Here is a 12820-nt window from a genome sequence, read left to right on the forward strand (position 1 = left end):
CTGTTCCTCATCCCGTCACTGCCGTCGTCAGTGCAATGGTCAGCAAAAATAATGCCAGCACCGTAAATGCCGCTTGAAACAGAAGCTTCACACCATTCCCCATGCCAAGCAGACATTCCGTAATCCGTTCATCCGACACAGGCTGCAGAATTGCCGCCAGCACATAATATACCAGCATAATCACTGCCAGCTTGATAAGCGGCACCATGCAAAGCAGAATCAGTACCATCAAAGCCGCCGCACCGATACCGTTTTTTATGAGCATGGCAGAGCCGAGTACCAGCTCCGTGGCAGAGCTTCCTGCATCCCCCACACCTGGAATTGCCTCTATCCCTCTGCTCACCGACATGGTACGAAAAGCATCCGCTGCCGGCGAAATGAGCCCCTGGACCATATGAAAACCACACACCAACGCCAGCAGCGCTTTCAGACTCCATCCCACCAGCATAGACAGCAGTTCCGCCAGATGTCCCAGCCGCTTTTCTCCCGACAGATGATTGACCAGCACCAGCAGAATATAGATTTCGATACAAGGAAGCAAAAATACACTGGTCAGCCACCTCACCCCGGAAATCAGAAATAACGTAAATTCATAATAAATTCCCGCAGAACTGATGTAAGATGTCAGCGTCATGGCAAGAAAAAAAGCCGGAGCCAGTACCGTCATAAAGTCTTTCATTGCATCCAGCACATTTGTCGTTATTTCCATGCTTCCCTGAAAAGAAGTAATGAGCAGTAAAAATAACATCATATAGATCATGCAGAAACTGATCCTGGACACACCCTTATTCTGAAATACATCGGCAAAATGAAGCAGTACCGCAGCTGCTATTGCCAGTATCAGGATGTGCACCCACAGTTCTTTCTGTTCCATCAGTTCCCGGAAAAAAAGTCCTTCCGCCATCTTAAGCAGATTCTGAAAAGAAATGGGACTGTTTCCGGATGCTCCCTGCTCGGCCATATTCTGAAAATCCACATTCTGCCCCAGCAGGTCATCCAGCACCTGCTGAATTTCCCCATAATCAATTTCCCCCATCTGCTCACGCTCCCAGAAAGTTCTGAATCACATCTAAAAGAGCCAGAAGCACTGGCATACTGACTGCCAGTACAGACAGTTTCCCAAAGATCTGAATCTGTCCGGCAATGGTCTGATATCCCGCATCCTTACAAAGATCCGAGGAAAATTCCGCAATATAGGTAATCCCCACGATTTTCAGAAGAATTTTTATATACCTCTGATCTAACGGCAGGTAAGTTTCGATGGCCTGTATGGCATCCACAATGATCTGAAGCTGCTCAGTCACTCCCATAAAAATGAGCAGACTGACACCCATACACAGATACACGGCATATTCCGATTTTACCGCTTTTATCTGAAGTGCCAGAAGAATTCCCACAATACCGATCAGGGCAATTTTTATCATGGTTTCCCCTCTTTCTTACAGTGTGAACAGTTTCTCCATCGTAACAAAGAGCTCATACACATAAGGAATAATCCAGAAAAGGACCAGCAGAAGACCCGCCAGACTTGTAAGAAATGCCTGCTCCTCCCTGCCGCTGTGCTTCAGAACCTGGGAGAGAACCGATACCAGGATTCCGACTGCGGCAATTTTAAAAATCAGTGTCACGCTCATACTTTGATTCCACCTGTCCTATATGATAAATACCGCCAGCACAACGCCGCTTAAAATTCCAAGACACCGATACAGCCGCCGTTTTTCTCCTGCCTCTGCCATGGCAGTCTGCACCGATATTTTCAGCCGCTCTTCATACCAAAGACACAGTTCCGTCTGCATCTGAATATCCAGATATCCCAGCATTCCGCCAAATTCCAACAGTTCTTCATACTCCTGTCTGTTCAGATGAAATTTCTTTCTGCCAAGGGTCAGCTGTTCCTTCCATACCTCCTGCACTGTAAGACTCTTATGAGCCTCCAGCTCCTTGCCGGTCTCCAACAAAAAAGACTGAAAAGGAGGCCTCGACCGCTCTCCCAGAGAAATCAACAGCTCCGGAAGCGGCCGATGGGTACAGCGGATCTCTCCTTCCAGCAGCATGATCAACTGCCGAAGCATTCGCAGCTCTTCCACACGCTGATCCAGTTCTCTTGCCTTTCCAAATCCAATTCCAGCCGTGCCTGATAGCAGGAGGCCAATGCCCAGAAATTTTAGCATAACACGGTTCCTCTGTGATCCGTCACCTGCCGGATTCTGCCCGGTGCATCCCGCCCCTCCAGAAACAGTAACCTCTGAAATGCTCCTGTTTCCAGTAATTTCCGAAGATTCGGCTGATTCTGCAGCGCATCCGGGCTGTCTCCATGGACGGTGGCAAAAACCGTACATCCACAGTTTGCCGCATACTGAATTTCCCGCACATCTTCCTCACTTCCAATCTCATCCACGGCCAATACTTCCGGTGCCATGGAACGAAGTAACATCCGCATCCCCAGGGTTTTCGGACAGCCGTCCAGCACATCGGTCCTCATCCCCACATCGTTTTCCGGCACACCCCTGCAGCATCCTGCAATCTCCGACCGTTCATCCACGACCCCTACCGTTCTTCCACGATGTTCTTTTGTCCCATTGGAAATCTGACGGATACAGTCTCTGAGAAGGGTCGTCTTGCCGCCGCCAGGCGGTGACACCACCAGCGTATCACACAGGTTGTCTTGCTCCCATAAACAGGAAATCACCGAATCCGCGCAGCCCTTCTTCTCATGGGCCAGCCGGAGATTAAGGGCAGAGATCTCCGTCAACGATGTGATCCGGTCTCCCTCCAGCACCGCTCTTCCTACCAGTCCCAGCCGATGTCCTCCCGGAAGCGTAAGATATCCCTGGCGGATCTCTCCCTCATAAGCATAGAGAGAATAATTGGCCAGATAAGAAAGGATCTGCCGGATCTCTTCCACCGTATAACGAACTTCCAGTCTCCATTCTCTGCCCCGCACCCGAACGGAAAGACACTGCCCTGCCCGTACCCGGATTTCTTCCGTCTCCCACAGATCCACCTTCGCCGCCTGCAGCGGATTTTTCAAAATATCCGGAAACAGCTCTATGATTTCATTGCACTTCATTGTCCCAACCCCTTATCAAAATATATGAGCCGGGACAGGTTTTATGCGTAAAAAGAAGGGAGTGTCGCAAAATCACCGGAATAGGTGATTGAGCGGCACTTTTCCTGACGGCAGTGCTGGACATATGGAATATATCCTGTCTGCTCCACCCAAAGCAAGTTCGCGGAAAAGGTTTACACCTGGGGACACTAATGCCGCGGGAGAACTCTTTCAGCTGCGTGGGGCAGTCTATTTTGGGTGTGCATGGGTCTATATTTAATTTCTTGTGTGAAAGTTCCACTTTTGGGGCAAAATTAGGGGTTGTCCAGGCGGTTAAGGGACCCAACAGACTCTGACTACGAAAAAGTTCCTTAAGGTTTATAGGCTTACAGCAGAAAGGGGCTGTTGTAAAACAGATGAGTACTCATCCATTTTACAACAGCCCCTTACAATTTGATCAGTTTCAGAGAAAAAATCAAGAGGTTCTGTTTCCAAACATGCGGTCCAAAAGTTCCCTCTCGTTCATTTTATTTGCAGGCATATACCGCCTGATCACTTGCTGAGAGGAGGCAAATCCCATTAATTGTGCGATCAAATCAGAAGTGGCTCCTGCCTGCACTGCTCGCATGGCATAGGTATCCCGAAGCATACGGGGCGTTACTGTATCCATGCCGCACATATGGGAACGGCGCTGCAGGGCTGCCCGCATCCGGTCTACACGTACCGGTTCCTGTGCCTGATTACCTAATACAAAATCCTCCAGATTGCCCTGATATCTCTCCTTTATGCTTTTAAGCATCTGCACCATAAAATCCGGAACTGGTACTTTTCTGTTTTTACGGCCTGTCAGCTTTTCCAGGTCATATACCCGTTCGTCTTCCAGGCGGGTTCTTTTCATTGCCACAAAATAACGGATATTCAAAATCTTCTCCTGAAAATCCACATCTTTCCACCTGAGGGCTGCAGCTTCACTCAAGGTAATCCCTGTATAAAGCACCAGCTGGAATCCCAATCCCAGCGGATAGCCATCTTCATCCTTATAAGAGACAAGTACCGGTTCCAGCTGTCGGATCTGTTCCGGTTGAAGCCATGACCTGCAATCACTACTCTGATCCTTTTTCTCAAAGAAATGCACGTCCAGGCATGGATTACTGTCAATGAGACCATATTTCTGTGCATCCCTGAGACTTCCGCTTAAGACTGACAATACGTTTCTGACCGTTCCCTCTGTCATCTTTCCGGTTCTGGTGCCTGTCACTGATTGTCTGCTCAATAATTCAAGCCAGTCTTCCAGCTGCTCTCCGGACAGTTCCTGAAGCTGCTCCTCACCAAGAGCCGGAAAAATATGATGCTCCATAGTCTCTGCATACATACGTATGGTAGTCGGTTTTACGACTCCCTGCAACACTTCCCTGATCCACACATAAACCCATTCTTTTAATGTGTGAATCTGCGTAAAGTTTCCCTGCCGGAATGCCTGTCTCAGGCTTTCCAGTTCCACATCATACTGCCGTTCCAAAAAATCCGACGGATTGTGTCTGAGTGGTTCATCACATCCACAACTCGTTATTTTTCCGCTTTTCAAATCTCTTGTTGCCACACTTCTTATATTTCCACAGTCGCAGCGGCAAAGTACTTTCTTCAATGTGGTCTGATTGTCAGGATCTTCTCCCAGAACCACCAGTTTTCCAAAGCGTTCTCCTTCCATCTGCCCTGCTGCCCGCCGGATACAGCCGCAGCTTTTCCTCCGTCCGCTGGCCAGCAAATATCCTTCCACCTGACAATCATTTCCGCAGTCACAATGACAGTTCCACATCGCCACACGCTGTCTCGTATTCTGTTCATAGCCGCCAAACCCAAGCACTGTCAGCTTTCCAAACTTCTGCCCGGTAAGATCTCTTCCCGTCCTTGCCATCTTTGTACCATCCCCTCTGTATCACTTCGCATCCGCCTAAAACAACACTTCAAAAACTGCGTCCGAATACTCTCGCACCCGGACGCAGTCTCTCAGTCATTCTCATGCTCCATTTCTGTTTTACAGCTATTCTTCGTTCCGTCTTCCGTTTCGCACAGTGATCAAAATCATAACTGCAACACCAAGCAGCGCTGCTGCCGCAAATGCACCCCAGAGAAGTACGTTTGCACTGTCATCTGTCTTCGGTGAAGCCAGTGTCTGAAGAGTCTGCACAGTTACCGGAGTCACCGTAGTCTCTTCCGTTTTACTGGAGTGATGATGCTTCTTGGAACCTCCGGATTTCGGGGTATCATAATGATTTCCAAAAGAGATGGTTCCAGATTTTGTCTCTGATCCATCTTTTACTGCCCACATTTCTGATTTCAATGTACCATTTTCTGCATTTACTACTCTGACAGTCACGAGATACGTACTGGTATCATAGGTAAAACGATCTGTCTTTCCTACAGTCTGGGAGATTTTATACTGATAATCTCCGGGCACTGTATATGTCATCGGTCCAAAGGAAATACTTCCTGCATTTTTCCGTTCCTGAACATTCTGTGCCGGCATGGGTGCATCCTTTGTCACTGCTTCCATCGTAATCTGATAGGTCTCTCCATCCGGGATCTTATCACCGGATACTTCAATCTGCACCGGAATTGTCACCTCGCAGCTGTTCTGTGCTGCCTTTACCTGTCCGGGCATCATCAGAAACAGGAACAGCAACGGCAGAATCAGCAATCCGCCGGGAAGGCCTTTCTTTCTACTTGTCATCGCTTCATAACCTCCTTCTTGTGTTTAGCTTCTTTTGGTAAGCCGCCCGAACACAACAACACGGCCGTTTGTCTCCGCTTCGGCACAGGTTGAGAAACCAATGACCGAATCTTCTGCTGTCACTCCGATCTCCCGGTACTGAACAGCATTTTTCTTAATATAATCTAACAGTTTTTTCCTGTCTGCCCCTGAATCACAGTCGTAGACTACCGGATCATAAGCGTCTACCTCCAGGCAGGCAAACAGTGTAATATCATAGGCTGCATCCGGCAGATAAAACACACCGGATGTATGGCTGTCAAAATAAGATTCCTGCGGAAATTCCACGATATCCCCGAACATTCCGCCGTTATCCATATGATGCCCATACAGCAGATGGTATCCCTCATCAAATTCCAGATTGTCGAGACTGGACAGAAAGATTGCTCCGGACAGTGCAAATTCTCCATAAACATCTTTGTTGACGTATTCCATGTCATTCTCCCCCTGCACGACCGGGTAATCTATGTGTGTATCGTCTATGGTAAGCCAGCCCTGTACATCCGGATTGATAGCCTGCAGCTCCAGAAGCGTCGGACTTTCCACCGCATCCTCCGCCGGTTTGAACTGCAGAAGGTCACTGGAGAGAAATGCTCCCCGATACACCATCACCGTATCCCAGAGAGAATATCCGCCATAGAGCAGCATGAGCAGAATCATAATTGCTGCAATCATGCTCAATATTCGATTTCCCAGCCTGGCTAATGTGCCAGCAATCTCCATGACGGGTTCCTCCTTTTGAAAACTTCTTTGTTTCCCGGAGAACGCCTTCATTCATGAAAACGCTGTCTCCGGGGGAAGCTTTATGAGACCATTTCACACCCCAGCTGCCGAAAATCGCACTGGCTCGGGGCTTTGTTGGGCCATTTTACTGCCCGGCTGCCGGAAAAACCGCTCTCTGGGGACTTCATTGGGCATATAGCTTGTTGTGCCTCATCTCCGCCCACGACAAGTCTCCCAATTGCTGATTTTACATGTAATCTGCCGGATTTTCTGGCTTTTCTGATAGGTATTGGGCGTATGAAAATCTTCCATAGCTTTTCTGCCCAAAACCAACTCTCTTTTTGGACTTTTGAGGAAATAGTTGCTCCATATGCCCATATCCGCCCAACAAATTCCCATTCTGGCTACACTTCTGTACATTTTGGCGCTTTTGAAGCATATTCCACGCATATGCCCAAAATTAGCTCTCTGCCCAGTCAGACTTTCCTTTAAAGCTTCTTTGTTTCCCGGAGAACGCCTTCATTCATGAAAACGCTGTCTCCGGGGGAAGCTTTTACTTCACTGATTAAGCTTCTTCGTGTCTTCTGCGAAGGAACAGGATTGCAAAGATACCAGCAACTGCTACCATCAGAATGTACGGAGCTACAGTCATAGCAATACCGGTCGGAGTAACTGCGTTCTTCAGGTTAGTACATACAACTGCATTATTCATCTTACCCATTGTATTCTCATTAGATGTTGCATAAGTATCACTGGTTTTATCGGTATCGTTTACAGTATAGCTGACTGTGTATCCATCTTTCTTATCAATATTCTCAACTACAGTGTATTTAACAGTAGACGGGATACCTTTGATAGTTTTCAGACTGTTATTTGTCAATGCAATATTTGCGCTGCCTTTTCCTTTATCATCTAACGTAATTTGCTCTCCATTCATGTTAAAAGAAGCATATGCCGGACCTTCAAAATTAATTGTAAAGTTATAAGTTCTTCCCTTGTCACCCATCGTGCCATCTACTACTTTTTTCAGGCTAAGTGCATAGGTTTTATAAGAATTTGTAAATCCATCACTCTTACTCTCAGAATTATATGCTCCTTCAGTTGTCGGTGCATCAGTGCCTTTGATCATAGCCTGGGACGCAATTTTGTATCCACCTTCACCATCATTTACTACGTACACATCTAAAGTTCTGATAGTAACTGCATCATTGGTGATATCAGCATTTCCACTATCCTTCTCAGTAATGGTATAACGATAGATACCAGGTGCTGTCCATTTTACTTTACTGAAATCTACAGTTACTGTCTTTACAACTTCTTTGTTTGAATCAACAGCATTATCATGACTAAATGCTACATTATCAATCTTCGCTCCTGGAATTCCAGCTAAAATCTCCGGTGAAGCTTCTGTTGCTTCAAGATGAGCACCAAGAGCGATCTCATATGCAAACTCTACATCCGGTACGCTTGCCCCTTCTGCCTCAGACATATCCAATGTTTTTGTGAAAGTAACCGCTTCTGTATCACCAGTCTTTGCAAATGCGGTCATTCCAAGCATTGATACCATCATGACTCCTGCCAGTGAACAGGCTGCCAATTTCTTTGAGATTTTGTTAAATTTCATAATATGAACCTCTCTTTCCCGGGATTCTCTCCCCTGACTTTGTTATATAATCTGGCTGCACTTTCGGCACAGTCTATATCACGGAACTATGACGGTCTATGTTTCTATGTTCATCCAGTCACGCCTCCCCCGTCCTTTGTTTCCGTAATATACCACTTAAAGATTGGACCGCCGGACAATCGTAATCACTTTACCTTTGATCTCGGACTTACTTACTGGTCCGAAATACCGGCTGTCCTTTGCGCCTTCCCGGTAATCACATAATACAAAAACTTCATCTTCTGCCAAAGTCACCGGATAGACAATTCCGCTCTCATACCTGGGTGTGGAATAATAAATATCATTTTCGATCACAGTACTTCCATTTACGGAGAGCTGTGCATCCTCTGTGATCTCTACGGTATCTCCGCCATGAGCTGCCACTCTTCCCACATATCGTTTTCCGTCTTTCTGTAAGACAATTACATCACCTGATACAAAGCTTTGCTGTAATCGATAGTAGAGAAGCAGGTCACCGGAACTGATTCTCGGCATCATATCCTCATTTTTCATAGGACAGATACCGAAGATCAGTCCGAACAGTACCCACAACAGAAGTACCATGGCAGTCAGGCGTGTCAGAAATAATCTGACCTCTGCCATAGCCGCCTTCTTCGTCCATTTCTTTTTCTCAGCCTTCATTCTTTATGATCAGATCTTTCTGCGTTTTCCTGGGAACAGCATCACCACTGCCATACCAAGGCCTGCCAGAAGCATCAGAATAGAGGTCATCCCGTTTGTAGTAACTCCAGTCGGAGTAACCATTGTCTTACTGTTCGTATACGTAACTTTAATAGCATCTGAACTATCTTTGGTTACCGTATAACTGAATTTTCCTGCCTCCGAAGAAGCATTATCTACGGTGGCATCAATCGTTGTTGTATATCCTGTTACCGAAGTTTCCTGAATTACAATAGTGTAACCCTCTGCTACTTTTGGAAGTTCCGTACTAACGCTCGATTTCAGTTTAAATGTATCACTGTCTTTTACAGCACCCTCTTTGTCGATAATAGAGTACTTAAACTCAAATTCCCGGTTGTGGTCTCCCATATTACCATCCACTAATTTTTCTACTGTGAAGGTAACTTCTTTCAGCTTTCTCCACTGTGCATAGATTACATTGGATTCCTCAGCCAAAGTGTCTACCTGGATCTTGTCACCCTTAGTCAAGAGGGCTCCTCCTGCCGCAATCTCTTTTGTAATACTCCAGCCAAGGAATTCATACCCTTCTCTTGTCGGCATTCTATCATCAATTTCATATTCTGAATTAGGAATTGCAATTTCAATGGCATCTGATCTTTCTTTGCCACCAAACATACCGCCAGTATAATCATAACTCAGTATCGTTTTACGAATTGGTGCCCACTTTGCATACAATGTGACATCTTCCTCAGGCATAACATATCCTGCACCCGGGTAATAATCCGTTCCGCTTCCATCTTCTGCCGTATTCCAGCAGACAAATCCATAATGCTCCTTAGGTGGCTGGAAACCTTCCGGTACTTCTCCCAACTTCACTTCTGCACCATTTACATAACCAGTCGGATCTGTGACTGTATCACCAGATCCTGCACCAGGGTCGTAAGTAAGCATATACTGGCTGTTACTGATCCATTTTGCATAAATCGTGGTATCTTTCATAATCACAGTTGCAAAACTGAACGGTGTTCCATCCTCTTTTACCCAGCCTGCAAACTTAAATCCATTCCTGACAGGATTCTCAGGTTTTACTCCTGCTGCTCCCTGATCAAGAATCTGACTTTTAATTTCAGTACCCCCTGTACTATCAAAAGAAAGAGTTACCTTTCTGCTGCTCCACTTTGCATAATATGCAAGATTCTTTGCCGGCATCTTTTTGCCAGTAAAATCATAAGCGTTGCCCTGAAGATATTGATTGTCATACCATCCATCAAAATAATAGGTCACACCATTCAAAATTTTTGTTGTTTCACCAATCACATACTCTTTCGGTGCAATATTGGATAAATCAGATTCATATAAAATACCTTTCTCATTTATTACACGGCTGTCCATGTCATTGGTGTGGAAATCAATTTCATAAGCTTCTCTTAGATAATATAGTGAAGCTTCATAACAATTTTTTCTTATATTCCACGTAAATTTAGGTACATTCTCGTTCCTTTGTTTAAATCCAGTGAGTGGATAATAATCTTCATCATATGTCAGGCTTATATTAGTTCCATAAACTGAAGTAGTATGATACAAATAATACGTTTTTCCGCCATCTTTTCTTATTTTCTCTCCATTTGGTGCCTTGCCATCCAGAGCTTCCAAATAGTAATACCACGTATATTTCTGCCCACTCCATTTAGTTTGTGTCATGATAATATTATTTTCTGGCATTTTTTGCAGAAATGTATAATATTTTCCTGTCAAACTTGATTTCCAGACATACCCCTCATCTAACAACGCCTTAATAGGATCTTCTTCCCAATATTTACTAATATCAGAATCATACTTCTGGCTAATTGTTAAAATAGCTCCTCCCGCATAACAGCTGGCGTCATGTTTATGCTCTTCTTTTCCGCACTTCAAATTTCCGGATCTGTCATAACAGCTTCCAATTCCCAAAAATCCATGTGTATGGGTATGCTCTTCTTTTCCACATGTAGGTCTATTACTGCTTTCTTTTACAAAATTGATCGTATAAATATTTCTCTTGTAATATACATTTTTAATACTGCTTCCATCTGCGGAAATAATAACCTTCTCTGTATCCGTTTTTGCAGTGTCCAGAGAGAAATTATGATACTTCTCCACCTTATCATAACCTGCTTCCGTTCCGGTCAGTCCTTGCCTCTTTTCGAATTCCACATAACTATAGTCATCATTATCTGCATTCTCCTGCCAGTACGCGACAGTATACTCTACCATTGCAGGATTCCATTTTGCATAAAGATCCTGATCCTGACCAAGAATTTTACCAAATCCAAACTTCTGACTATACGACTGATCTATATACCATCCATCAAACGTATATCCCTTTCTTTCTGGGACCTTGTCATCCTGCGTCGGATTTCCTGCCAATACATATACAGGTTCTACAGATGTTCCACCCATAGAATGATAATTCAGCCAATGTGCTTTTTTTACAACAGGATAAAGAGTTACATCATCATCCTTTATAACAAGAGAAGTTTCCGGCTCCGTCCCTCCTGCTACAGTCGTCCATCCAACTAAGGCCTCTTCCGTACTCTCCGGAGTAAATGGAATATCACCGGTAACTATCGTAGCTGCTCCGTCATGATATGTCTGTGTAAACAATACTTTACTGTCTGCCTGACTTCCAGCTTTATAGTACACGTAATACACCGTGGTAAACCGTGCATATAACGTTGTTGTTACGCTTGCTTTCAATTCCGGCTCTTGCTGCCCGAATTTGTTAAATTTCTCTCCGCCATTCTGTGCCGTATACCAGCCTTCAAATACCGCATGATCTTTTGTCGGACTTTTCGGTTCTGTAAGTGTCTCATTTGCAGATAAGATCTGTTCCTGAATTCCCACTATTGGACTTCCATCCTCATCCATAAACTGATACGTATGTGTAAAATGCTGTTCTGGTGTTACTACTGCATAGATGGAAAAGCTCTCTGCCTGAAACTCAACTGCTGCTGATTCAAGATTTACTTCCTGTACCTGCTCGGGTTCTGCCTCGGCATCCTCAAGATGATATACTTCCAGTTCTGCCTTTTCTTCCAGAGCTTTCCGTACAGCGTCATCTTCAATCTTCACCTGAAGCGGTTTCTCCTCAGACGGCTGGAATTCCTGGCCATCTGCATCATAGATGGTGATATCATAAGCAGAGATGATATTCACACCATCCATGGTAATATCCACTGGACAGGCACTTGCCGTTGCTTCTTCCGGCATTTCACCCGTCAGGGTAATGACGACATCTTTTTCCTCCGTGTCCACAGAAGCTTCTATCGTCTGTTCTGTCAGGCCGGTTTCTTCCTCCACTGTCTCAATATCTTTTTCATCCACTCCCGGTACTTCTACTTCCGGAGTCTTCTCTGCCTCTTTCACTTCTGCATCTGCTGCAGGAGTCTCTGCCGGGGCTGCAGGTGCTGCTGCATCTGCCGGCTGCTTCTGATCATTTGCCGGGGCAGGGCTTTCTGCTGCCTGCTTCTGTTCATCTGCCGGGGCAGGGTTGTCTGCTGGCTGCTCAGTCGGAGCCTCTGCTGGCTGCTTCTGATCATCTTCCATAACCGGAGTTTCTGCCGGAGCTGTCTCTTCTTCGACTGCAGCTGCCTCCTCCACTGATGCTGTCTCTTCAGGCGCTGCTGGCTCATCTTCTACTGCAGCTGCTGGCTTCTCTTCTGTCTCCTCTTCTGCTGCAGCTGCCGGCTCATCAGTCTGTTCTTCTGCCTCTGCTGCATTCTCTGCGGATACGTAGAGCCAGTTGTCCCCAAGCGTCGTGGAGACAAGTGCCAACGTCAGTGCCAGTGCCAGTAATGCTTTCACTTTCCTTTTCATCCCGCATTCTCCCATCCTTTTTCTTATTTGGAGTATATTGTAGCCTCCATGATTGCAATATCAGCCAAATTGCAATACCACATAATATCCATTATGAGGTATCGGGATGCATAAAAAG

At 45.6% G+C, this 12820-nt stretch carries 11 protein-coding genes; all 11 read right to left on the bottom strand.

What is annotated here, in order from left to right; all coding sequences use genetic code 11:
• Window positions 1-7: 7 nt before the first annotated feature.
• The gene (locus LKD36_RS03285; protein ID WP_308458667.1) at window positions 8-1036 is read right to left on the bottom strand and encodes a stage III sporulation protein AE; all 1029 of its coding nucleotides are present in this window, start codon (window positions 1034-1036) and stop codon (window positions 8-10) included.
• A 4-nt stretch (window positions 1037-1040) separates the two neighbouring features.
• Complete coding sequence (locus LKD36_RS03290; protein ID WP_118770171.1) at window positions 1041-1424, bottom strand: SpoIIIAC/SpoIIIAD family protein; 384 nt, start codon at window positions 1422-1424, stop codon at window positions 1041-1043.
• A gap of 15 nt (window positions 1425-1439) precedes the next feature.
• Window positions 1440-1634: a stage III sporulation protein AC gene (gene spoIIIAC, locus LKD36_RS03295; protein WP_118770172.1), complete on the bottom strand. Its 195-nt coding sequence runs from the start codon at window positions 1632-1634 to the stop codon at window positions 1440-1442.
• A gap of 18 nt (window positions 1635-1652) precedes the next feature.
• Window positions 1653-2171, bottom strand: coding sequence for a stage III sporulation protein AB (locus LKD36_RS03300; RefSeq protein WP_118770173.1), 519 nt, complete (start codon window positions 2169-2171; stop codon window positions 1653-1655).
• Window positions 2165-3070: a stage III sporulation protein AA gene (spoIIIAA, locus tag LKD36_RS03305; RefSeq protein ID WP_308458668.1), complete on the bottom strand. Its 906-nt coding sequence runs from the start codon at window positions 3068-3070 to the stop codon at window positions 2165-2167. The genes LKD36_RS03300 and spoIIIAA overlap by 7 nt, the downstream gene beginning before the upstream one ends.
• 454 nt (window positions 3071-3524) lie before the next feature.
• Window positions 3525-4964 (bottom strand): tyrosine-type recombinase/integrase, encoded by a 1440-nt coding sequence (locus LKD36_RS03310; RefSeq protein WP_308458669.1) that lies wholly within the window; start codon window positions 4962-4964, stop codon window positions 3525-3527.
• Window positions 4965-5090: 126 nt separating this feature from the next.
• Window positions 5091-5780: a Spy0128 family protein gene (locus LKD36_RS03315; protein ID WP_308458670.1), complete on the bottom strand. Its 690-nt coding sequence runs from the start codon at window positions 5778-5780 to the stop codon at window positions 5091-5093.
• Window positions 5781-5804: 24 nt separating this feature from the next.
• Entirely contained in the window at window positions 5805-6542 is a 738-nt protein-coding gene (gene srtB, locus LKD36_RS03320) for a class B sortase (protein WP_308458671.1), read from the bottom strand.
• 565 nt (window positions 6543-7107) lie between these two features.
• On the bottom strand, window positions 7108-8166 hold the full coding sequence (locus LKD36_RS03325; RefSeq protein WP_118770401.1) for a QVPTGV class sortase B protein-sorting domain-containing protein: 1059 nt from the start codon (window positions 8164-8166) through the stop codon (window positions 7108-7110).
• Window positions 8167-8322: 156 nt separating this feature from the next.
• Window positions 8323-8808, bottom strand: a complete 486-nt coding sequence (gene lepB, locus LKD36_RS03330) for a signal peptidase I (protein WP_118770402.1) — start codon at window positions 8806-8808, stop codon at window positions 8323-8325.
• Window positions 8809-8856: 48 nt separating this feature from the next.
• The gene (locus LKD36_RS03335) at window positions 8857-12702 is read right to left on the bottom strand and encodes an InlB B-repeat-containing protein (RefSeq protein ID WP_308458672.1); all 3846 of its coding nucleotides are present in this window, start codon (window positions 12700-12702) and stop codon (window positions 8857-8859) included.
• Window positions 12703-12820 lie beyond the last annotated feature (118 nt).

This window comes from Hominiventricola filiformis, assembly GCF_020686965.1.
Taxonomy (GTDB): Bacteria; Bacillota; Clostridia; order Lachnospirales; family Lachnospiraceae; genus Hominiventricola; species Hominiventricola filiformis.